Annotated in this window: 21 protein-coding genes; 19 read left to right on the top strand and 2 right to left on the bottom strand. The window is 50.4% G+C overall.

What is annotated here, in order from left to right; translation table 11 throughout:
• Nucleotide 1: 1 nt before the first annotated feature.
• The 12 genes from OLM33_03075 to OLM33_03020 all read left to right on the top strand — a co-directional run bounded on the left by OLM33_03075 (nt 2) and on the right by OLM33_03020 (nt 14,265).
• Nucleotides 2-277 (top strand): hypothetical protein, encoded by a 276-nt coding sequence (locus OLM33_03075; GenBank protein MCW1712652.1) that lies wholly within the window; start codon nt 2-4, stop codon nt 275-277.
• Complete coding sequence (locus OLM33_03070) at nt 274-915, top strand: CvpA family protein (GenBank protein MCW1712651.1); 642 nt, start codon at nt 274-276, stop codon at nt 913-915. Before OLM33_03075 ends, OLM33_03070 begins: the two co-directional genes overlap by 4 nt.
• Complete coding sequence (locus OLM33_03065; GenBank protein MCW1712650.1) at nt 912-3,269, top strand: endonuclease MutS2; 2,358 nt, start codon at nt 912-914, stop codon at nt 3,267-3,269. Before OLM33_03070 ends, OLM33_03065 begins: the two co-directional genes overlap by 4 nt.
• 832 nt (nt 3,270-4,101) lie before the next feature.
• Entirely contained in the window at nt 4,102-5,106 is a 1,005-nt protein-coding gene (gene aroF, locus OLM33_03060) for a 3-deoxy-7-phosphoheptulonate synthase (GenBank protein MCW1712649.1), read from the top strand.
• Nucleotides 5,103-5,939 (top strand): prephenate dehydrogenase/arogenate dehydrogenase family protein, encoded by an 837-nt coding sequence (locus OLM33_03055; GenBank protein ID MCW1712648.1) that lies wholly within the window; start codon nt 5,103-5,105, stop codon nt 5,937-5,939. Before aroF ends, OLM33_03055 begins: the two co-directional genes overlap by 4 nt.
• Nucleotides 5,936-7,006 (top strand): 3-dehydroquinate synthase, encoded by a 1,071-nt coding sequence (gene aroB, locus OLM33_03050; protein MCW1712647.1) that lies wholly within the window; start codon nt 5,936-5,938, stop codon nt 7,004-7,006. The genes OLM33_03055 and aroB overlap by 4 nt, the downstream gene beginning before the upstream one ends.
• Complete coding sequence (gene aroA, locus OLM33_03045; GenBank protein ID MCW1712646.1) at nt 7,003-8,271, top strand: 3-phosphoshikimate 1-carboxyvinyltransferase; 1,269 nt, start codon at nt 7,003-7,005, stop codon at nt 8,269-8,271. The genes aroB and aroA overlap by 4 nt, the downstream gene beginning before the upstream one ends.
• Entirely contained in the window at nt 8,268-9,359 is a 1,092-nt protein-coding gene (aroC, locus tag OLM33_03040; protein ID MCW1712645.1) for a chorismate synthase, read from the top strand. Before aroA ends, aroC begins: the two co-directional genes overlap by 4 nt.
• A 12-nt stretch (nt 9,360-9,371) precedes the next feature.
• On the top strand, nt 9,372-10,514 hold the full coding sequence (locus tag OLM33_03035; protein MCW1712644.1) for a chorismate mutase: 1,143 nt from the start codon (nt 9,372-9,374) through the stop codon (nt 10,512-10,514).
• Nucleotide 10,515: 1 nt separating this feature from the next.
• Nucleotides 10,516-11,739 (top strand): hypothetical protein, encoded by a 1,224-nt coding sequence (locus OLM33_03030; protein MCW1712643.1) that lies wholly within the window; start codon nt 10,516-10,518, stop codon nt 11,737-11,739.
• Nucleotides 11,736-12,173 carry a type II 3-dehydroquinate dehydratase gene (gene aroQ / locus OLM33_03025; GenBank protein MCW1712642.1) on the top strand — a complete coding sequence of 146 codons (438 nt, stop codon included), beginning with the start codon at nt 11,736-11,738 and terminating at the stop codon, nt 12,171-12,173. Before OLM33_03030 ends, aroQ begins: the two co-directional genes overlap by 4 nt.
• A 391-nt stretch (nt 12,174-12,564) precedes the next feature.
• Nucleotides 12,565-14,265, top strand: coding sequence for a hypothetical protein (locus tag OLM33_03020; protein ID MCW1712641.1), 1,701 nt, complete (start codon nt 12,565-12,567; stop codon nt 14,263-14,265).
• Nucleotides 14,266-14,463: 198 nt separating this feature from the next.
• Here the strand turns inward: OLM33_03020 and OLM33_03015 are convergent, their stop codons facing one another.
• Nucleotides 14,464-15,219, bottom strand: a complete 756-nt coding sequence (locus OLM33_03015) for a zinc ribbon domain-containing protein (GenBank protein ID MCW1712640.1) — start codon at nt 15,217-15,219, stop codon at nt 14,464-14,466.
• A gap of 224 nt (nt 15,220-15,443) precedes the next feature.
• Between OLM33_03015 and OLM33_03010 the strand changes: the two genes are divergently transcribed.
• Genes OLM33_03010 through OLM33_03000 form a run of 3 tightly spaced genes read left to right on the top strand, consistent with a single transcriptional unit; the run spans nt 15,444 to nt 17,052 of the window.
• A complete protein-coding gene (locus OLM33_03010; protein ID MCW1712639.1) occupies nt 15,444-15,728 on the top strand; it encodes a UxaA family hydrolase in 285 nt (94 codons plus the stop codon).
• Nucleotides 15,725-16,882 (top strand): UxaA family hydrolase, encoded by a 1,158-nt coding sequence (locus OLM33_03005; GenBank protein MCW1712638.1) that lies wholly within the window; start codon nt 15,725-15,727, stop codon nt 16,880-16,882. Before OLM33_03010 ends, OLM33_03005 begins: the two co-directional genes overlap by 4 nt.
• A 38-nt stretch (nt 16,883-16,920) precedes the next feature.
• The gene (locus OLM33_03000) at nt 16,921-17,052 is read left to right on the top strand and encodes a hypothetical protein (GenBank protein MCW1712637.1); all 132 of its coding nucleotides are present in this window, start codon (nt 16,921-16,923) and stop codon (nt 17,050-17,052) included.
• On the opposite strand, the gene OLM33_02995 is transcribed toward OLM33_03000, so the two are convergent.
• Entirely contained in the window at nt 17,049-18,965 is a 1,917-nt protein-coding gene (locus tag OLM33_02995; protein ID MCW1712636.1) for an FAD-dependent oxidoreductase, read from the bottom strand. The two genes, OLM33_03000 and OLM33_02995, sit on opposite strands and share 4 nt — an antisense overlap.
• A 236-nt stretch (nt 18,966-19,201) precedes the next feature.
• Between OLM33_02995 and OLM33_02990 the strand changes: the two genes are divergently transcribed.
• From OLM33_02990 to OLM33_02975, 4 genes are all read left to right on the top strand, one after another.
• Nucleotides 19,202-20,044: a hypothetical protein gene (locus OLM33_02990; GenBank protein MCW1712635.1), complete on the top strand. Its 843-nt coding sequence runs from the start codon at nt 19,202-19,204 to the stop codon at nt 20,042-20,044.
• 82 nt (nt 20,045-20,126) lie between these two features.
• A complete protein-coding gene (locus OLM33_02985; GenBank protein ID MCW1712634.1) occupies nt 20,127-21,107 on the top strand; it encodes an ornithine cyclodeaminase family protein in 981 nt (326 codons plus the stop codon).
• 36 nt (nt 21,108-21,143) lie between these two features.
• Nucleotides 21,144-22,154, top strand: coding sequence for a proline racemase family protein (locus tag OLM33_02980; protein MCW1712633.1), 1,011 nt, complete (start codon nt 21,144-21,146; stop codon nt 22,152-22,154).
• Nucleotides 22,155-22,168: 14 nt separating this feature from the next.
• On the top strand, nt 22,169-23,749 hold the full coding sequence (locus OLM33_02975; protein MCW1712632.1) for an L-serine ammonia-lyase, iron-sulfur-dependent, subunit alpha: 1,581 nt from the start codon (nt 22,169-22,171) through the stop codon (nt 23,747-23,749).
• Nucleotides 23,750-23,830 lie beyond the last annotated feature (81 nt).

The raw sequence follows: 23,830 nt of genomic DNA, 5'->3' as shown, positions 1-23,830 counted from the left end.
TATGGACGAAGCGCCTGAGATCAGAAACCTTGGTGAAGGAAGATACTCTTTCCTTGTCGGGAGACAGAGATATACTCTTACTACCGCACTCGACGAGGAGCGCTTCGTCCGTATCGTTACCGCGATCCGGGACCTGGTGAGCTCCTTCCCCCCGACGCTTTCGCAGGAGGAAAGGCTGTTCCTTGCACTTATGTCTTTTTCTCATGAACTTGACGACATTAAATGCAGGATCGATTCGATCAGCGAAACGCTTAAAGAAAGCGGGTCTGATAGTTGAACCTTGTTGGCTGGCACATGATAGACTTCATTTTCATCATCCTTGGCTGCTATTTTGTGATCCGCGGCTGCTTCAGGGGTTTTGTCGGGGAGATATTGACCCTTGCAGGTTTTTTCTGCTCTCTTTATGTCTCCTTCAAGTTCTCCGGTAAATTTGGAGGTTTCATTAATGCCTTTCTTGGCATAAACGAATCGGTGTCCCAGCTCATAGCAATAATCCTTGTTTGGTTGATCATAGCTCTTGTCGTCGCCTTCATCCGCAAAGTCATGAAGGGACTTCTCTCTGCGATAAGCCTGAGCGGCTTTGACAGGGTGCTCGGCATATTCTCCGGCCTTCTCAAAACCTTTATAGCAGTCTATGTCGTACTCATAGGGGGACTTCTGCTTGCTCCCGTAGTCGAACCGACATGGATGACCCAAAGCGACATAATCCGTTATGCGGGAAGACAGTGGCCTGAGGTAAAGCAGATACTTCTTGATTTTGACATACTCCCCAATGCAGGGTCACTGCCCGAGGGGACGCTCGAGCAGATACTTAGGCCATACAGGACCGGCGAATCAGGGCCTGAGGGCTATGTCCCCAACAGCGGCAGAACTTCGATAGGAACCAACTTACGGAAACAGGAACAAACTTCATGATCGCAGAAAGTTCATCATACAGCAGCCTTGAGATAAAAAAGATAATCCCCCTGATATCAAAATACTGCAGGAGCGAAATAGGCGAGGAAGCTGCCTTATCGGCGGTGCCTGCCCAAAATCCCGATGAACTCAAAACGAGACACGAACTTTTTCTGTCAATAGAGGATTACAGGGAGAGAAAGGGTGAGCTGCCGTGGCAGAACGGGCTCGCCCCCGTCTCACCCATGCTTGCCGAAGCGGACGAAACAGGCCTCCTCACAGGGGAAGAGCTCCTTAAGATACGTCACCTGATCAAGCTTTCCATGAAGCTAAAAGATGTACTCGGTTCGGAGAAGGAAAAATACCCGGTATTTTCATTGATGACCAGGGATATAAGGGATTTCACCGATGAACTGGAAAGACTCTCCGTCATAGATGACGACGGAAGGCTTTACGATTCTGCGTCCGAAAAGCTCAAAACAGTCAGGGAGAAGATAAAGGAACTTAGGGAGACCATACGAAGAAAAGGGCACGCACTTATCAACGATCCTTCGATATCGGGGATGCTCCAGGAGAGGGTCATGACGATAAGGAACGGGAGGTATACATTTCTTGTCCGCCCCGATGCGCTTAGCATCTTCCCCGGTTCCGTGGTAGACCGTTCTGTGTCCGGCAACAGCGTATACATGGAGCCGAACTCGATGATCAGGCTCAACAACGAATTCACATCCTGCAGAAACTCGGAGATATATGAGGAACAGAGGATATTGCGCGAACTGACCTCAAGGATCCAAAAAAAGACAAAAGGGATACTGGATGCAGAAAAAATAATTGGCACCATAGATCTCTTCTATGCGCTTTCGGAAAAAAAGCGTCTGGACAGGTGGACGATGCCTGAGTTGTCTTCGAAGGCCATATTCAGCTTCAAAAAGGCCCGTCACCCCCTTCTCTTTGATAAGGCAGTGCCCATCGACATCGGGTGCGGCGACAAATACAGAATACTTGTTATCACGGGACCCAACACGGGCGGCAAGACCGTTGCCCTTAAGACAGCCGGTGTATGTGCGATCCTTGGATGGATGGGATTTCCGATACCTGCTGCCGAGGGATCGGTCCTTGGTGTGATCGGTGAGCTCTTCGCGGATATTGGCGATGAACAGAGCATTGAACAGAGTCTATCCACCTTCAGCGCCCATGTGAAGCATGTGACCGAGATACTGGACAGAGTCGGATCCGATTCCCTTGTCCTGCTTGACGAACTTGGAGCCGGTACTGACCCGGAGGAGGGAGCCGCGCTGGGGATAGCGATCCTTGACTGGCTAAGGGAGAAAAAAGCTCTTGTCCTTGCCACGACCCACCACAACCCGATAAAACGCTTTGCACTCGCAACGGCCTCAATAGAGACCGCGAGCGTTGAGTTTGACATTGCGACCCTCTCTCCGACTTACAAAATACTCACCGGCATCCCGGGAAGGAGCAACGCCCTTCTCATAGCGGGCAAGCTCGGGATGCCCCGTGAAGTAATAAAAAGGGCTGAGCAGGCCATAAGCGGCAAGGAAATATCAATGGAAGACCTCATTGCGGAGCTTCACGGAAAACGTTCAAAGCTTGAAAAAGAGAGCACCGAGGTCGAGAACTCGCTCAGGAAACTTGAAAAACTGAAAAAGGATTATGAGGAGAGGGTCAGGGAGATCGAGGAAAAACGGGATGCCCTTATAGCAAAGGCTGACAAAAAAGCCCTCAGCATAGTCAAAAACGCAGAGGAATCGGCGAGGGCTCTCATCAAGAACCTTGGATCCGCAGAGGCGGAGTCGGCCGCAAGGCGCGAACTCGAAAAGAAGAGAAGCCACTTCCACAAGATAGAGAAGTCTGTCGTCGAAAGGGAAGAGAAAAAGATCACCCAGCAGTCTGTGGCGGCCAAAAAGGAGACCCTCAAACCGGGAGATGCCGTCAGGATAATCGGGACAAAAGGCGTTGCCTCTGTTCTGGAGATCAGGGGCAAAAAGGTCCTTGTCCAGGCCGGCGCAGCACAGGTGGAGGTCCCTCTGACCAAACTCAGCATTGTTCCGGAGAAGGAGATCCCTCAGGCAGCTCCGTCGGTACAGGTCAAGGTCTCCCGCCCGGTCGGAGTTCCAAGCGAGATAATGGTAAGGGGCATGACGATAGACGAAGCGATACCATTGGTCGAGCAATACCTTGACCAGGCCTACAGGGCAGGATATGATTCGGTAGCGGTCATCCACGGCCGCGGCGAGGGGATATTGAGAAGAGAAGTACAGGAACTCTGTAAGAGAACCCCGTATGTTATCGAGCATAACCTAGGTGGGCCTCATGACGGAGGGTATGGGGTTACCATCGTCCGCTTCCGCAAATAGTGCAATTGGGATTTATAGCGGCGCTAACTTAGCAACACTTGCGGAGCCTTCCTTCGACGTATTAATATACGCCTTCGGAAGGCTCCACTGCGCGTTGCGTCGTTATCACTCGCTCTAAATTCCAATTGCCGCAATTGGGGCATATCGCGGCGCTGACTTAGCAACATGCGATGCTCCATCACCTCAACGTATGGATATACGCCTCGGTTCGGAGCATCACAAGTTGCGTCGTCATCACTCACGATCTGCCCCAATTGCCCCCTCCCGTCGTTCCCGAATGCTTCAATCGGGAATCCAGAGCGTCTTGGGTTCGATGAGATCATAAACACAGTAATAGCATAAAACCATAAACAATGGATCCCGGCTCAGGTGCATACCGGAATGACGATTAGGGGTATGGATTTTTATAGTCCTACAACCTCCCCGCCGGCAATGCCGGCTCTTCTCGGCGATATGATCGCCACTTCTCGCGGCATCTCTCCGCCGCACTTCTCCGCCTTTAACCATCTTGCCGACTGCTTGCCAATTGCTAGCCGGCGGGTGCTTTTCCCGCCCGCCTTCGGCTTCTTGACAAAGTTGACAAAACGTGCCAAACTACACGAAATTTCAGTGAAAGGGGCGCAATAGATGCTTAAATTCAGTGGGTTTGATTTTGCAGGCTTTTATTACTTTTATTGCTATACACGCAATAAAAGCGATTCGTGCTGCATAAACTCACATACTGAAGGCATATAGAGACGCCGGACTGAAATAATAAGTCAACAGACAGTAAGAGGCCGCACGGGATCGCAACCCGGGGGCCTCTTTTCTATTTCAAAAAGGAGTGATGTCAATGATCGCGATATTGAAAGAAGGAACAACTATCCAGCAGAGGGACAGTCTTTGTGACTGGTTTAGGTCGATGGGACTGGAGGTCCACCTATCCGAGGGGCAGTATAAGACGATCATCGGTCTGATCGGTGACACGAGCAAAGTTGACATCAACCTTGTCGAAAGCCTCAATATGATCGAGTCGGTCAAAAGGATAACAGAACCCTACAAAAATGCGAACAGGAAATTCCACACCGATGACTCAGTAGTGGATATCAGTGGCATTAAGATCGGCGGGGGAAATTTTCAGATCATAGCCGGACCCTGCTCGGTCGAATCCCGCGAACAGATACTCTCGGTGGCGGAGTCCGTGAAGGCTTCAGGCGCATCGCTGCTCAGGGGGGGCGCATTCAAACCCCGTACCTCCCCCTACGACTTTCAGGGGCTTAAAGGAGACGGTCTGGATCTGCTCTTAGAGGCGCGCGAAAAAACCGGCCTTCCGATCGTCACGGAAATAATGAACGTAAGGGATATCGACCTCTTCGAGGATATAGACGTTATACAGGTAGGTGCCCGAAACATGCAGAACTTTGACCTGTTGAAAGAGTTGGGCAGAACGAAGAAGCCGATCCTCCTCAAGAGGGGGCTCGCCAACACTCTCAAGGAACTCCTCATGAGCGCTGAGTATGTAATGTCAGGAGGAAATGAAAACATAATACTCTGTGAACGTGGCATCAGGACATACGAGACCTTCACCAGAAATACGCTGGACCTGTCGGCAGTTCCGGCGCTTCACGAACTGACCCATCTGCCGGTGGTGGTAGATCCAAGCCACGCGACAGGGCTTTCAAGGCTTGTGGAGCCGATGGCTATGGCGGCAGCTGCTGCAGGGGCGGACGGGCTGATGATCGAAGTCCACAATGATCCGCAGCATGCGCTTTGCGACGGGGCTCAGTCTCTAACTCCCGGCCAGTTCGATTCACTTGTCAGAAAGGTGAGCAGGGTAAGGGAGGCGATCAGATCATGAAGATAGGCATAGTCGGACTGGGGCTTATAGGAGGCTCTCTTGCAAAGGCTTATAAAGAGAATTCAGACCATTTTATAATGGGCTTTGACAAGGACCCCTCAGTTGTAGACTTCGCACGCATATACGGTGCGGTGGACGAAGTGCTTGGTGAAGACAATATCGGTGAGTGCGATGCTCTGCTGATCGCGATAAACCCTAAGGATACCGTCGAGTTTCTCAACAGTCATGCCCAGATGATATCGAGGAAAACTCTGGTTATAGACTGCTGCGGGACAAAACGCACAGTGTGCGCTGAAGGGTCCAGGCTTGCGGAGAAGTACGGCTTCACATTTGTGGGGGGGCATCCGATGGCGGGGACCCATAAATCGGGTTTTTCAAACAGCAGCGGGGACATGTTCATCGGAGCTCCTATGGTACTTGTTCCGCCGGTGTTCGATGACATACAGCTTCTGGACAGGGTCAAGAAAGTGCTCGATCCTCTGGGTTTCGGTTTCCTGCATGTGATGACGGCAGAGAAGCATGACTCTGTCGTAGCATTCACATCGCAGCTTGCGCACGTAGTCTCAAACGCATACATCAAAAGCCCTACAGCAAGGGAACACAAGGGGGCATCGGCAGGAAGCTACAAAGACCTGACACGTGTAGCATGGCTCGATCCGGGCATGTGGGCAGATCTCTTCATCTGCAACAGGGACAACCTCCTGAGAGAACTGGACACTATCATCGCATCCCTTGGCCAATACAGGGATGCGCTTGAGGCTGAAGATTTCCCGGCCCTGCGGGAACTTCTCAGGGAAGGCAAAAAAGCCAAGGAGGAGGTGGACGGGCCATGAGGACTATCACAGCAGAGACAGAAAGCGAAAGGTACCCGATATACATAGGATCCGGGATATCTGCCGATACCGGGATACTTGCCGCTGAGAAGAGAAAACCCGGAAAAGCGGCCCTGATCACTGACCATAACGTAGACAGGCTTCATTCAAAACATATCAGGACCTCCCTTGAAAGGGCAGGTTTCGAGACCCAGACCCACGTGATCCCCGCGGGCGAACAATCAAAAAATACCTCCGAATATATTGGGATACTGCGTTTTCTCTCAGAAAAGAGGCTCTCAAGGTCCGACACGGTATTTGCCCTCGGCGGAGGCTTGGTCGGTGATATAGCAGGTTTTGCCGCGGCCACATACCTCAGGGGAACAGGTCTTGTCCATATACCGACGACACTCCTTGCAGCCGTCGACTCATCCGTGGGAGGCAAGACGGCGGTCAACCTTGAGATGGGCAAAAACCTTGCCGGGACATTTTATCAGCCTGACATGGTCATTTGCGATACTGACCTCCTGTCCACCTTGCCTGAGGATACTTTCAGGGAAGGGTGCGCGGAGATCATAAAGTATGGAGTGATCGCTGACAGACCTCTCTTTGAAATGCTCAGAAAACCTGTAAAAGAGCGGATAGAGGAAATCATTGCGCGTTGTCTTAACATAAAGTGCAGACTTGTCTTCGAGGACGAATTCGACACCGGCCCAAGGCAGCTGCTCAACTTCGGGCATACCTTCGGCCACGCGGTGGAAAAATGCAGCGGCTACGGGGTCTCTCACGGAAAAGCAGTCGCAATAGGAATGGTGATGGCGGCATGTGCGGCGGCGGAACTCGAGATCTGCGGTCCTGAATGTCCCGAACAGATAAGTGATATGGTAAGGGACCATGGTCTCCCCGACAGCACCGATATCAGCAAAGAGGCACTTCTAAACGTAGTGCTCTCTGACAAAAAGAGATCTGGGGAAGGGATAACATTCGTTTTTCCTGAAGAGATAGGGAGATGCAGACTGGAGAAGTTTCCCCTGGCTGATATAAAAAAGATCCTTGATGCCGCGTTCAAAGGGAGCGCAAAAGAATGAAAGTCACCCTCCTTCCATCATCTATAAGCGGTACTATACAGGCGATAGCTTCAAAGTCATTCGCCCACAGGCAGCTTATATGTTCTTCACTTGCTGACAGGGAGACAGAGATAGTATGCAGCAACCTTTCCGATGATATAAGGGCGACGATGGGCTGCCTTGTCTCTCTTGGTGCGTATGCTGATTATCTGGACGGATCGGTCATCGTCACGCCAATCGCATCGATCCCCCCTGAAGCACTCCTGGACTGCGGGGAGAGCGGTTCGACTTACAGGTTCCTTGTCCCTCTTGCAGCGGCGCTTGGTGTAAGAGCACGCTTCCTTCTGAGGGGAAGACTTCCCGAAAGGCCGATGTGGCCGATGTGGGAGAACCTGGAAGGACACGGCATGTCGATATCGGGGATGGGAAAGAGCGAGGTCACACTTTCCGGCAGGCTTTCAGGAGGATCATTCATCCTTCCGGGGGACGTAAGCTCACAGTTCATAAGCGGATTGCTGATGGCAATGCCGCTGATCAGGGGAGAGAAGAGAATAGAGATAAAGGATAAGGTCGAGTCGGCCGGCTACATAAATATGACGATAGATGTGCTTCGGTCCTTCGGGATAAAAGTCCGTAAAGAGGGAAATGCCATAACGATGTCTGAAGGAGAGAAATTTTCCTCGCCGGGCGTGACAGTCACCGAGGGGGACTGGTCAAACTCAGCCTTCTGGCTCTGCGGGGCCGCGGCTTCCGGGCAGGAGGTCACATGCAGAGGGCTTAACATGGACTCTTCACAGGGAGACGCGGCTATAGCGGGGATCCTCCGTGATATGGGAGCGGATGTCGAATGCAGCGGCAGTTCAGTCAGAGTGAAAGCTGCCGGACTGAAGGGCATAGAGATCGACGCCGGTGATATCCCGGACCTGGTGCCTGCGATAGCGCTTGCGGCATGTACCGCAGAGGGAGTTACGAGGATAACCAACGCCGGAAGGCTTCGCGTAAAGGAGAGCGACAGGCTGTTCACCGTAGCTGATACACTCAGGAAGCTCGGTGCCGATATAGAGGAAGGGGAGGATTCCCTCTCCGTCACGGGAGGAAGGCGACTTGCGGGAGGATCTGTTGATTCCCACGGGGATCATCGTATCGTGATGATGGCAGCAATTGCCTCTCTTCTGTCAGAGGACAGCATAACGATTGAGGGGGCCGGGGCGGTCAATAAATCATACCCTGGATTTTTTGAAGACTTCGCGTCTTTGGGCGCAGAGGTCAGAAAGGAGCAGCCATGAGCTCAGCCTTTGGAAAAAACATAAGGATCTCAATATTCGGACAGTCTCACTCTCCGGCGATAGGAACAGTGATAGACGGGCTTCCCTCCGGAAAGAGGATAGACCTTGAGAGGCTAGGAAAATTTATGGCCCGAAGGGCTCCGGGACAGAACGAATACTCTACTCCAAGGCGGGAAGCTGACGTTCCTGAGATACTTTCGGGAATAAAGAACGGCTTCCTGTGCGGTGCGCCCCTTGCCGCTGTCATCAGGAACACCGACACAGATCCGTCAGCCTATGCCGATACTACAGATAGACCAAGGCCCGGGCATGCGGACTTCACGGCCCGCATGAAACACAGGGAGGCGCACGACTTCTCCGGAGGGGGCCATTTTTCAGGCAGGCTGACTGCGTCTCTCTGTATCGCAGGGGGGATCATTATCCAGCTCCTCGGGCAGGAGGGGATAGATGTTGGTGCGCACATTTCCGAGATCGCGGGGGTCCTTGATGAGCCCTTTGACCCCGTATTGGTATCTGCCAGGGATCTGGAACGGGTCAGGAACGGCCCTTTCCCTGTCATGGACAGCGGAACGGGAGATCTGATGAAGGCTGCGATAATGACGGCAGGGCAGGCAGGAGACTCAGTCGGAGGCGTTGTGGAATGTGCTGTCCTGGGTCTTCCGGCGGGGGTCGGAGAACCGATGTTCGAAGGTCTTGAAAACATGATAGCCGCGGTCCTCTTCGCGGTTCCTGCGATCAAGGGAGTTGAGTTCGGGAGCGGATTCGCCGGAAGCAGGTCCACCGGAAGCAGGAACAACGACCCTTTCATCTGCGGTGGAGGCAAGATCACGACACGCACCAACAACCACGGAGGGATACTGGGAGGGATAAGCAGCGGTATGCCGATCGTTTTCCGGGCAGCGATAAAACCGACCCCCTCGATCAGCATGGAACAGGATACAGTGAGTTTCTCAAAAATGGAGAACGTGAGGCTGAGCACCAAGGGCAGGCACGACCCCTGCATAGTACCCAGGGCAGTCCCCTGCGTAGAGGCCGCAGCCGCAATAGCGGTCTACGATTCACTGCTCAGTTCGAAAATACATCTTTAGGGAGGGTAAAATATGGATCTGAAGGATCACAGGAAGAAGATAGATGAGATCGACGAAAAACTTACCGCGCTTTTTCTGGAGCGCATGGCTGTATCAGCTGATATTGCGGCATATAAGAAGGAAAGAGGGCTCCCGATAAGGGACCCTGAGAGGGAGCGGGAGAAGCTGGCATCGATCATGGATGAGGTGTCCCCGGAACTTCAGCCCTACATGAGAACACTCTACCTGACCCTGTTTGAACTTGGCCGCGCACACCAGCACAGGCTGTGTGCCACCAGGTCAGATCTGTCAGACAGGGTCGCGGCCGCTATAGCTGAAACGCCGAAGATCCTGCCGGACGCCCCTCTGGTAGCATGCCAGGGTGTGGAGGGAGCCTACTCTCAAATCGCCTGTGATAAGATGTTCCGTGCCCCTAACATCATGTACTTTTCGACCTTTGACGGTGTATTCTCAGCGATCGACCAGGGACTATGCCGCTATGGCATCCTTCCGCTGGAAAACAGCACAGCAGGGTCTGTGAACGCGATATACGACCTTATGATCAGGTATGATTTCAGCATCGTCAGGAGCACCCGCATTAAGGTGGACCACTGCCTTCTTGCCAACAAAGGCACAACAATGGCGGACATCAGGGAGATATTTTCACATGAGCAGGCCCTGGCCCAGTGCGCGGATTTCCTTAAAGCAATGAACGGGGTAAAAATTACCGCATGTGACAACACCGCCGCTGCTGCTAAGATGCTTTCCGAGTCGGGAAGAAAGGATGCTGCTGCACTCTCTTCATCATCCTGCGCCGAACTTTACGGCCTTGATACTTTGAAGAGCTCTGTCCAGGACCGTGGGGGCAACTATACAAGGTTTATCTGCATATCAAAAAAAATGGAGATCTATCCCGGTGCTGACAAAACGAGCGTAATGGCGGTCCTGCCGCATAAGCCCGGTTCTCTCTACCATGCCCTTTCCGGCCTTTACGCCCTTGGAGTGAACATAAACAAACTTGAGAGCAGACCTCTGCCAAACAGCGACTTCGAGTTCATGTTCTATTTCGACCTGTCGACATCCATATACTCCGATAACTTCATGCAGATGCTTGTGAGGTTCGAGGAGAGCAGCAAGATGCTCAAATACCTTGGGAGCTATACGGAGGTGGTTTAAAGTGAAGAGGTTCGGGCTTCTTGGAGAAAAACTGGGACACAGCTTCTCGCCCTCTATCCACTGGATGCTCGGCACATACTCATATGAGCTCTGTGAAGTCCCGCCCCGTTCCCTGGAAGATTTCATGAGGGACAACGACCTTGACGGATTCAACGTGACGATCCCTTACAAGCAGGAGATCATCAAATGGTGCAGTGAGCTTTCTGAGAGGGCGCGGGCGACAGGAAGCGTCAACACGATGATCAAAATGTCCGATGGGTCGTACCGCGGGGATAACACTGACTACGAAGGTTTCCTTTTGATGATGGTACCCATAAAGGATAAGATACGCGGGAAAAAGGCCCTCATCCTCGGTTCCGGAGGGGCATCAGGCAGCGTAAAGGCAGTCTTGCACGATCTTGGAGCAGACCCTCTTATAACGGTATCGCGCAAAGGGCCTGTGACTTACGCCCATCTTGAAAACCATAAAGACGCTTCTCTCATAGTAAACGCAACACCTGTTGGGATGTATCCCAAAAATGGGATATCACCTATAGATATTGAACGGTTCCCGGAGTGCGTTTTCGTTGCCGACCTGATATACAATCCCGCGAAGACGGCGCTTATGCTTCAGGCAGAGAGGCTTGGCATTCCGTTCCGAGGAGGTCTGCTCATGCTCACAGAACAGGCAAGGCGGGCTTCGGAACTCTTCACGGGGGATCATACACCTGAAACGGCCTCATACATGATAGCTGAGAAGATAGAGAGGGAGACAAAGAACATTGTCCTGATCGGAATGCCCGGCTGCGGCAAGACAGCCGTGGGCAGGTACATTTACGGCCTGACGAAGAGAAGATTCGTGGATATCGACGAAGAGATAGAGGCCGGGGAGGAAAAAAGCATCCCTGAAATATTTGCTGACTCCGGGGAGGAATATTTCAGGAAGACGGAAAGTGAGGTACTGGCGAAATTCTGCAGGGAGAGCGGGCTTGTGATAGCCGCAGGGGGCGGAGTCGTCACAACGCCTGAGAATAAAGATATAATAAGGCAGAACAGCACAGTAGTATTTATAAAAAGAAAACTTAAAGACCTTGCAATATCAGGCAGACCCGTTACAAAAGCCAAGGGCGTGGAACAGATATACAGCGAGCGTGTGGGTCTCTACGAGAGCTGGAGCGACATGTCTGTCGAGAACAAAGACATGCTCAAAACGGCTAAGAAGATACTGGAGGTGCTCAAACTATGAAGATCCTTGTGATAAACGGACCTAACCTTAACATGCTGGGGATAAGGGAACCTGAGATTTACGGTGATGAGACCCTTGAGGACCTGATGGAGTATGTGAGAGATTACTGCAAACCGAGGAATGTCGAAGTCGATTTTTTCCAGTCAAACCATGAAGGTGATATCATTGACACCATCCAGGCAGCCCTTGGCAGGTACGACGGGATAATAATAAACCCGGCCGCCTACACACACACCAGCATCGCCATCCCCGACGCGATCAGGTCTGTCAACCTGCCTGCCGTAGAAGTGCACCTTTCGGATATCAACAACAGGGAAGACTTCAGGAAAATCTCATTCACGGCCTCCGCCTGCATAGCCACCGTTGCCGGCAAGGGATTTGATTCCTACACTGACGCTGTAGAGATATTCCTGGCCTGGACAGCCGGCGCCTAGCCTGCTGATCGGTCTCCTATTGACATGTGCCGGTATTCTTTCCGGCTGTCCTTGCAAATACCTTCCTATCGCCCGCCTGCCCCTGAGACCCCGGCAAATAACATGCCGGGGTCGTAATTTTGTAATGTTTGATGTAGAATCAAATTTGGGATAAGGCTTTTTTTAATTCTAATGCCGATATTTAGATAGTTTATTAAGAAAAAGCCCTTCTGATTATCTTTTTATCGGTTATTTTAAAGGCCTGAGGAATCTAATGTGTCGCTGTCACCTGGATCAAGAAAGCTTGGTTTTTGCGGTCAAAAGTTGGAAGGGGCGTGTTTATTTATTTTTCAGAGAAGGGAGTAAAAATATGAACATTATCAAATGTAAAAGATATAACATTATTCTTATTATGACATTTGTTGTGCTTTCGTTTTTCCTTATGGTGCCGGTAAAGGCTGAATCTCTTAACAATCCGATACCCAACCCGTTTCTTTCTTCCGAACTGTACAGCATTACACATTTTGACTCATCACAGAGCGATTCAACTTTGTATAGACCACCACGTGGAACATATCATGTGGAACTGGCCGGCAAGCCTGTCTCATATGGGGGACCGGTCAATATCATAACACTCGCGTCGACCGATCCGGACTTCATGTGGGTGGTAGGGAGCGACCGTGTTGCCTATGTTGATAAAAAAAATGGCAAATGGACAGAGGTTGCGAGTTTCCAGGCCCTTGAAGATGCTTCAGGGGGAAGTCTTCCTGCAGTCCCGGGTGAAAGTTTCAAAGAGTTTGGCAAGTCCACAGCCGTTGGGATGGACGTTGAAGAGATGGACCTATACCTGGCTGACCTTTTTGGAACTGATTACGCAGATAGGTTCGGACATGGCTCCTATTCAGTCGTAGACAACGAAAATGTACTTTATACCCACTATGACGCCAATCTTTACGGCTTTGCCCTTACCGATCCCGATGACCCTTCAGCGGGGATCACGGTGCGCTATGAGATCGAAAATGTCATTGAAGAAATTCAGGGAGACGACTACCCTGTTGGTACGCGTCTTTTCGGTATTTCAATGACCTACGACGGACACCTTATAGTAGCTTTCTCCAACGGGATAGCGGTCATCGACAGAGATCTTGACCTGGCATCGAAGCATTTCTACAGGTTTGACGATGAAGATTACGTAAGCAATTCTGTGGCTGTAGACGATAAAGGCGGCATATATATCGCGAGTGCTACTACCGTCGCCCCTATCGAAGGTACAATGCGCAAACTGGTCTGGACAGGGACGGAGATCTCTGATGACCCTGATGACGGAGCCTGGGAATTCGAATATGAAGCTTCCTCTGAGTTGCCTCCAATAATAAAGTTTGGGTACGGGTCAGGTTCAACACCCACTCTTATGGGATTCGGGGACGACGAGGACAAGCTGGTCGTCATCACTGACGGGAGAAAGCAGATGAGGCTCCTTGCTTTCTGGCGCGACGAGATACCCGTAGGGGGTCAGCGCGTTGCCGGGGAGATACCTGTCACCTGCGGTTTCGATGAGCTGCCTGACTGGATACAGACCGAACAGTCAGTAGTGGTCTCGGGATACGGAGCCTTCGTGGTGAACAACATGCCGGAAACCGTGGATCCTGACCTGCCCGGAAAAAACAAGATACTTCAGGTCGCACTTATGGGGCCCGCCTACACTACATCTTACGGTGCTGAAAGATTTGAATGGGATCCGACAACGGACAAATGGTCATCCGTATGGACACGGTCTGACGTATCTTCCACAAGCATGGTCCCTGTCCATAGCCAGGCGGGAAAAATGGCCATGGTCAACGGCTATACCGATGAAAACGGCTGGGAAATCACGGGCATGGACTGGGATACGGGTGAAACTGTCCACCGGACAATATTCGGAGATGCCAACTTTGGAAACGGCGCTTACGCGATCCTTCAATATCTTAAAAATGGAGACCTGCTCTTCAACAGTTTCTGCGGCCCGATCCGCGTCAGTTATGATACCGGAGGAAGCGGAGGGTGTGCAGTCGGATCATTATCTTTTGCGATACTCTTCCTGATCCCCTTGGTTAATTTAAAACGCCGACCATGATCGTCGTCTTTTGAATATTCAGGCGAGATAATTAAAAAGGGGCTGCAATGGATCTTCAGATCCCGTACAGCCTCTTTTTTGTATGGAACCGGCATTTCGAATATACCGGTGATATCAGACGCGGTCTTTTTAAAGCAGCAGTAAGTTATACACTGACACCTAATATTTTCTTCCAGCTGACGATCGATGCTTCAAGAGCTATGATAGTTTATGTCCGCACTCTGAGCAGAACCGCAGTCCGGGTTCCGTCTTTGCGCCGCATTCCGGGCAGACAGTATCCTTCTTAACGGCGGACATGGATGCGCCGCAGTAAGTGCAGAATTTGGCGCTGCTTGGATTTTCACGGCCGCAGTCAGGACATTTTTTCTCTGCAAGTGAAGCACCGCAGTGTCCGCAGAATTTTCCGTTTCCCGCAGGTTTGCCGCAGGCCGGGCATTTTTTTGCTTTGCCCTCAAGTTTGTCCTTCCATACTGTGGCAGATCCGGCTGCCTCGTCGATATTTCTTCTCATTGCGTCCGACCTGGCTTTTGCGGCATATACCTCCTGCCGTGGGGCACATTCGGTGCATAAACGCTCATTTTCATTGAAACAGGAATCACAGACCCAGCTGCTGCACGAATCGCAGCGGTGAAAACGTTCTCTTGCCTCGTTCATTGCTTTTTCGAAAGCTGCCTGATGTTCTTTATGCCAGTCAGGCGACATGCCCTCGAATCTTTCGGACAACGCATTGATGCCTCTCTCCAGTGAAGAGCTGATATCTCCGGCGCCGCCCCCGATAAGTCCGCCCAGCATGCTGACGCCCTGTACCAGCCCTCGCAGGCCCCTGCCTTTCCGGTATGTAGTCGACTCTATGAATTCGCTTTTGTAGCCATCCCCGCACTTGTCACAATGAAAGACAAACTGAAAACCCGCATCTGTGGAATTATCTTCGTAATTGTCAGTAAAAGATCTCATCTTCCGGATCCCCTCATCTCATTATTATCGCTTGTTATTTCGCGGATAAATGCTCGCAAGTAAAGCTGAAGCATGCTGAAATCCTATTTGGAGATATCAGTTGGATTTTATCACTTTAATGTCATATCTGCCATATTTGATGTACGCTTTAAAGATGCATGTCGCAGCCTTTATGCTAATATGTTCAGGCATGGATCGCGGCTTAAGCCAAACGGAGGAAATTGATGAAAATGAACTGCATAAGAGTGAACATAAATGACAATGTCGTCACTGTGATAAGGGACGTCACGGCTGACGAGGCGCTTGTCGGGAAGGGTGTTTCTGCCGGCATCAAAACAACGTCCGGGCTGCAAATGGGCCATAAGGCTGCGGTCGAGGAGATACGCCCGGGCGAAAAGGTCATAAAGTACGGCGAAGTGATCGGGTATGCAAGTCAAATTATAAAACCCGGTGAGCACGTGCATGTCCATAATATCGTCAGCGGAAGAGGGAGAGGGGATCTGAAATGAAGTTCCTGGGATACATAAGGCCTGACGGCAGCGTAGGTGTACGGAACCATGTCCTTGTCCTCTCATCTGTTGTCTGTGCGAACCATATCTCGCAGAAGATCGCCGATGCCCTTCCCGGGACTGCGGTCTTCTGCCACAGCAGCGGGTGCGGACAGCTTGGTGCAGACAAGGAGCAGACCCAGAGGACTCTCGACGGAATTGCAATGAACCCCAATATTGCGGCAGTGCTTGTGGTAAGCTTGGGGTGCGAGGGGTCATCCGCCGAACGCATGGTGGAGAAGATGCAGGCATCCGGCCGCCCCGCCGCGCTTGTGAGGATACAGGAATGCGGCGGGACGACGGCCGCAGTTAACGCTGGAATAGATATAGTACGAAAGATGCATGAGAAATGCATGCGACAGGATAGAGAGGAGGCGGACATCAGCGATCTGTCAGTCTCCCTTGAGTGTGGCGGGTCCGACGCTACCTCCGGGATCAGCGCGAATCCCCTGGTCGGCTGGGTCTCAGACAGGCTGATAAGTCTCGGTGCCAGGGTCATATTGTCCGAGACTCCGGAAATGATAGGCGCTGAACATATACTCTCTGCCCGTGCCGCAACTCCCGAGGTCGGGAAAAGGGTGATAAAGATCGTAAAGGATGTGGAGGAGAGCGCGAACTCGATGCATGTTGATCTGAGGGGAACGCAGCCTACTCCCGGGAATATCGAGGGAGGACTTTCCACGATAGAAGAAAAATCAATGGGCTGCCTTGCAAAGGCCGGGACTTCCAAAGTCGCGGAGGTGGTACGCTATGGCGAGATCCCGTCGTCGAAGGGACTTGTGATAATGGATACTCCGGGTTTCGATGTCGAGTCCGTAACGGGGATGGTTGCCGGAGGTTCTCAGGTCGTCCTCTTCACCACAGGCAGGGGAACGCCGGTGGGATCTCCCCTTGCCCCCGTGATAAAGATAACCGGCAACCCAAACGTGGCTTCGTGGATGAAGGAGAACATTGATTTTGACGCAAGTCCGGTAACGCTGGGGGATGAATCCCTCGAAAGAGCGGGTGAAAGGCTCTTCCAAAAGCTGATCTCAGTAGTTGCAGGCGAACAGACCGCTTCAGAGATCCTCGGCCATTCCGAGACAGGCATAACACGTATAGGCCCGAGCCTGTAGATCAGACATCTGCGACCTCAAAAGGAGAAGCCTCCGTTTTGAGATCTTTTTTTAAATATAATGATGCTGTCTCCCCCCTGACGGAGAGAGGCAGCATCAAAGTGAAAGCTAAATTCACGCTGATAGATCCAAGGGTGATACTTTTCGGAGCTAAAGACATGATTTTTTAGATGGTCCTTCCTACCTCAAAGCCTTCCATTATAGCTTCTCCGCCCAGACCGACTTTTGCAGCGTCCCCGATGACGCGGACATCATAACCCTCTTTTTTAAGAGCATCTGCAAGGCCCAGTACAGGCTTAGCCCCTACTGCAAGCACTACTGTGTCGCAGGGGATAACTTCGTTTACGGCACCTGAGACCTTCACTCCTGCATCTGTTATCTCATCGACCGTGGTCTTTGTGCAGATCCTGACCTTGTTCCTATCAAGATCTTCAAGAAGATCCCAGCGAGGTACCACTATTTCATCTCCTGCTATCGCGTCCAGCATTTCGATGATGGTCACGCACTTCAAGTAATTAGCAAGCTGGTTTGCTGTTTCAGCTCCTACGCAGCCTCCGCCTACCACAACAACGCGGCTCCCGGTGTTGACTTTGCCTGAGAGTACATCATGTGCAGTTACGACGTTTGGCCTGTCTATCCCCGGTATGTTCGGGATGATGGGTATTGCTCCCGTGGCGGCGAAAATGACATCAGGCTTTTCCTTCTTCACAAGTTCCGGCGTGACTTCCGTCTCCATAAGGACAGGGACTCCAAGTTTCCTGAGTTCGTTCAGCTGCCAGTTGATATAGTTGATCATCTCACCCTTTCCGGGCGGCACCGCACCGATGCGGAACTGGCCGCCGGCCCAGCGGTTTTTCTCGAAAACCTTTACCCTGTGTCCGCGCGAGGCCGCTGTGATAGCAGCCTCAAGTCCGGCAGGACCTGAGCCTATGACCATTATATTTTTCGGTGCCTCTGTCTTTTCAAGAGAGACTTCACTTTCTCTGCCCAGGTTCGGGTTTAGGATGCACTGGATCGGAACGTTGTTAAGAAGGTTTTTAACGCATCCGTGATGGCATGCGATACAATTGCGGATCTCATCGAAACGGCCCCCTTTTGCCTTATTGGGTGTTTCGGGATCTGTAAGTGACTGACGGCCCATCGCAACTATATCTGCTTTCCCTGAGGCAATGATCGTTTCTGCAAGTCTTGGGTCATTTATCCTTCCTACAGAGATCACAGGCAGTTTGGTTATCTTTTTTACCTCTACGGCAGCAGTCGTATTCCAAGAATGACCGCGGTACTGCGACGGGATTATGTCGTCAAATGAGCGGTAAACGCCTGCTGATACATGGATATAGTCAATGCCTGCTTCTTCAAGATACGGAATTATTGTCATAGTGTCTCCGATATTCCTGCCGCCGGTAACATATTCATCCGCAGAGATGCGGTATCCGACAATGAACTCATTGGAGACCTTTGAGCGGATATCTTTGACTACCTCCACCGCGAAACGGATGCGGTTCTGGAGAGATCCCCCGTACTCATCGGTACGCTTGTTGGTATAGGAGGACATGAACTGGGAGATCAGATACCCGTGAGCTCCGTGTACTTCTATTCCGTCAAAGCCCGCTTCTTCAGCCCTTCGCGCACAGTCTCCGAATTCTGTTATGATTTTCTTAATTTCCTCGATACTCATCTCTTCCGGCATATCCGGGCTGAATGGGCATGGGATAGCCGAAGGTGCCTCAGGTACCTGACCGAGAACCATTTTGCTTGACTGTCTGCCTGCGTGGTATATCTGCGCGATCAAAACAGTATCATGCTTGTGGATCCTTTTCGTAAATTCCTTAAATCCCGGGATCTGCTCATCATTCCACAGTCCGGGCAGGTGTTTGAATCCCTTCCCGCGGGGCCTGACCGCAAAATCTTCCGTGATTATCATTCCGAAGCCGCCTTTTGCTTTTGCTTCGTGATATGCAGAAAACATTTCGGTACATGTTCCGTCCTCGTTGCAATAGTTCGTTACCATCGGAGATACCGCCAGTCGGTTTTTCATGGTCTTCCCCTTGATGGTGATAGGACTAAAGAGGTTTTTCAACATTTTTCATTCCTCCTGTTGTGTTTTGTCTTGGTAAAATGAGTTATCCGTCAATGATGAACGTCTAAAAAACAATGGTTATGGGTGGGTTTCTGGCAATGCTGTTGCAGAGGATCATAAAAAACTTATGAAATATAGCACTCTTATAATTATCTGATATATTGCATTATTTTATATCAGTATTTTGCACGTATAATTTGGGTGAGATAGGCCTATTCTAAAAAATCAGGTGATAAAAAATGGAGAGTTTCACGATAACCTTGGCGCAGGTCGCGCCTGTTGTACTGGATGTTGAAAAGAACATGAAAAGGGCATTGTCGCTGCTGGACGATTGCGGGAAACAAGGGAGTTCGATCCTTGTGCTTCCGGAGCTCTACCTTTCCGGTTATGAGATCAAAGAGGCAATATCGACCGAGGCGGGAGCGGAAAGGCTCGAAAGGAACGTCAACGCCGCACTTCCTCTTATTGCGGAAAAAACCAGAGATAGCAAGTGCGATATCCTCATAAGCTATCCGCTTTTCGAGCAGCCCGGCAAGAGGCCTTACATAGCCCTGGAATACTTTTCCGGGGGCAGAAGTCTTGGCCTGCACAGGAAGATAAACCTATGCAATTACGCCCAGTATACGGAGCACCTTACCTTCAGCGAAGGTGATGAGGTGACGGTCGCTGAAGCTCCCGCCTGTAAGGCAGGCATGTTTGTATGCGAGGACCTGTGGCACATGACGAACGCGATCTTCGCAGCAAAGCTGGGGGCCGAAGTTATCTTTTATCCCTCTGCAGCCACAGTTCTGGACCGGGCAGAAGGGGAACAATGCTTATCAAACTGGAAAAAACTGACACAGGGAACCGCATTTTCCCAGACAAGTTATGTTGTCTGCTGCAATCAGGCAGCCTCGCCTGCTTCGATCTACTTCGGAGGCTCCCACGTTGTGGATCCGAACGGCGACATTGTGGCGCAGTTTCCGCTTTTTGAAGAAGCTGTCATGGATGTGGAGATAGACATGGCGTTTCTTAAAAGTGTTAGAAAAATGAGACCTCTGTTGCGAAACGAGCGATTTGGGGTCTATAGGAAATATATTTAGAAAACGGGATATGTTTATAATATATCTTGATGTACTCCAGCTATGTTTTATGATAAATCTAAAAACAAGAGAGGTGTTCCATATGTTGGTTTTAAACGCTGAAGATATTAGAAAAGTTTTCACAATGGAAGATGCGATAAATTCAAATGAAGAGGCTTTTGTTATTCAAAGCAACGGAGGGACGGAAGTCCCCGTACGTATAAATTTCGAAGTTAAAAAAAATGGCATCACATCTTTTATGCCTGCCCTTATCAAGGACTTCCCTGCAGCAGGCATAAAGATCGTATCGACCTACCCAGATAACGCCCAAAAAAGGATGCCGGCCGTAACGGCAACGACACTGCTGACAGACCCTGAAACGGGGGTAGTCAACGCAATTCTTGACGGCACAGAACTTACGCGTATGCGAACAGGAGCAGTTTCAGGACTGGCGACAAAACTCCTTGCAAATAAAGACGCAGAAACTGCCGCCCTCTTCGGGACCGGAGGTCAGGCCATGTCACAGCTTGAAGCCTTATTGACAGTGAGAAAATTATCAGAAGTACGCATTTACGATTCCAATCCTGAATGGACGGCATCATTTATCGACAGAGCATCAGCTCTTGCTGAGAAGTTCAATACCAAGCTGGTCGGTGCGGTTTCTTCAGACGAGGCGATCGATTCCGCCGACATAATCACTACTGTTACTACAAGCTCTGATCCGGTATTTGACGGACGAAAGATCAAAAAGGGGACTCATATTAATGCTGTTGGAGTCTTTATGCCGCATAAGCGTGAGCTGGATGAGTATACAGTCACTCATGCCGACAAGATATTCATAGACAACACGGAAGCTATAATGTCCGAGGCAGGTGAGTTCCTTATACCTATCTCTGAAGGCAAGTTCAGCAAAGAATCAATAACCGGAGAGCTTGGAGATCTCATTCTTGGGAGAGTCGAAGGAAGGACAGACTCTCGGCAGATCACCATTATGAAAACGGTCGGCTTTGCAACTTTAGATATAGTAATAGCTTACAATGTTTACAAAAAAGCTGTTGCAGCGGGAATAGGGCGATATATATGATCCTGCGTTCAAACAGAGGGCTGTGGGGGTATTTTGATGCGTAACACAAAATCGATTTTCGCCGTCGACGCACACACAACGGGTACTCCAATAAGAGTCATCACATCCGGCATCCCTCCGCTTAAAGGGGATACCATGGAAGATAAAATGGAATATATGAGGACAAATTATGACTGGATAAGGACATGTGCAATGCACCAGCCGAGAGGATTTCTTTCCCTTGTTGGTGCCGTTTTGACAGAACCTTGTTCCAAAGATGCAGATTACGGCCTCTTTTACATTGATGCACTCACATATCAGCCTATGTGCGGCGCAGGTACCTTATCTGTGGCAAAGGTGCTTGTCGAGACAGGCATGGTAAAGCGGACAGAGCCTGAAACGGTGATAAAGCTTGAAACACCGAGTGGCATAGTAACTGTTTATGTTGAAATCAAAAACGGCGATGTTCAACGCATTTCGTTTGATAACGTTCCCGCTTTTCTCTATAGCAAGGATCTTGAAATAAAAGTTCCCGGAGCAGGAAATATTAGTGTGGATGTTGGGTTTGGGGGAAATTTCTTTACGATAGTAGACATCGATTCGATAAAGATGGACCTTACAAAGGACAAGATGGACGAGCTGCGTAAACTGAGTAAAATAATACTTGCTTCTGCGAATGAAAAAATAAAGGTGCAGCATCCTGCCAACAAATCAATAAATTACATGGATCAATTGCTGTTCGTTCAGAACAGACCAAACGAAAAGGGAGAGTATCTCTGTCAGTGCATTTTTGGAGACGCACAGGCGGACATATCTCCATGCGGGACGGGAACGTCCACCAGGCTGGCCCAACGTTACTTCAGGGGACTTATTGACATGAGCGGAACCTTCTATCAGAAAAGTATATATGGCGGCGTATTCAGGGCATCGGCTATAAAGGAGATCGATCTGAACGGTACAAGGGCGATCATTCCGAGGGTTTCGTGCAGTGACGTGCATATTACCGGGTTTAACCATCTTATCGTTGAAGATGACGATAAATTGAAAAATGGTTTTGTCAGCTGGTAGAAAGGAAGGTTTTTATGGAAAAGCTTCCGTCAAGCATATTCAATGATGTTATCGGGCCGGTAATGAGGGGCCCGTCCAGTTCTCATGTTGCTGGGGCGTCCCGGATCGCTGATATTGTGAGACAGTCCCTGAATAAGGATGTTAAAGAAGTGGTTGTTGATTTTGATGTGAACGGATCATTGGCCGAATCTCATGACGGACACGGGACAGACATGGGATTTGTGAGCGGCATTCTCGGTATGCCTGTTACGGACCCTGACGTTTCAAATTACGCAGCTCTCGCTCGTAATTCAGGAATAGAGATAGAATTCCGGATCCTGGATTATGGAGCGGTGCACCCCAACAATTACAGGATCTCCGCAAAAAGCGGGGACGGATACTCCCACGAATGGGAAGCGGTCTCAGTCGGCGGCGGCATGATCGAGATGCAAAAGTTCGACGGTTTTGGAATAAAAATGGCAGGAGATTTTTACGAAATTTTGATCACCGCGGACTGCTCTGAAAAAAGTGCTGAGAAGATCATGGAGATCATCAATTCTTATGCATATGGTCATGACTTTGCACTGATCGACACAAAGGATGATCGTGCCTTGTTTGAATTGAAATTTGCTGATAAACCTTCTATGGATCAGATCGAGCTGCTTAAAAAAGAAGATCTCATCATTGACATTATCTGTATTGAACCGATACTTCCCACTCACTCCCGTGCAGAATGCAAGGTCCCCTTTCTGACCTCCGATGAACTGATAGAACTGTCAAAGAGTGACCGCAGGGAACTTTGGGAATTTGCGCTGCTGTATGAAAGCCACAGAGGTAATACAAGCGAAGAAGAAGTCTTTCAGAAGATGTCGGACCTGGTAGCGATAATGGAGAACGCTGTTGAAGAGGGGCTTCGCGGTACTGAGTATAAGGACAGGATACTGGGTTACCAGTCGTACAAGATCGATGAGGGGGCAAGAAAGAAAAAGCTGGTCCCTTGTGATCTGCTCAATACGGTGATCAAATACATAACTGCTGTTATGGAAGTCAAAAGCTCCATGGGCGTCATCGTTGCTGCTCCGACAGCAGGATCATGCGGATGCCTTCCCGGGACGCTGATAGGTGTTGGCAGGTCAATTGGAGCCTCAAAGGATGAAATCACCAAAGGAATGCTGGCGGCAGGGCTGATAGGGATATTTATTGCTGAGTCAGCAACTTTTGCCGCAGAGGTGGCCGGCTGTCAGGTCGAGTGCGGTGCAGGCTCGGCTATGGCTGCGGCAGGAGTTGCCCAAATGGCGGGAGGAACAGTGGAAGAGTGCATAAATGCAGCTTCCATTGCGCTGCAGAATGTCACGGGCCTTGCGTGTGATCCGGTAGCCAATCGGGTCGAGGTCCCCTGCCTGGGAAAGAATATAATGGGAGGATCAAATGCCATATCCAGCGCGAACATGGCATTGGCGGGGTACGATAAGGTCATTCCGTTGGATCAGACCATAAAGGCGATGTACGACATCGGCCTGAAACTGCCTTTGGAACTTCGCTGCACATTCGGGGGTCTCGGCAAAACAGAAGCCTCCTTGCAGATCAGGAAAAAACTGGAAGACCAGAATAGCTGATAATGCAAAAATTAAGGATCATATAAAAAAAATTGGGTCGGCATCATATGCCTTCCCAACTTTATTTTTTATTGGATGATT

The organism is Synergistaceae bacterium DZ-S4, from assembly GCA_025943965.1.
Lineage (GTDB): Bacteria > Synergistota > Synergistia > Synergistales > Synergistaceae > Caenicola > Caenicola nitritireducens.
Note: the sequence above shows the minus strand (reverse complement) of the source record. Positions and strands in the feature narration are given on the sequence as shown.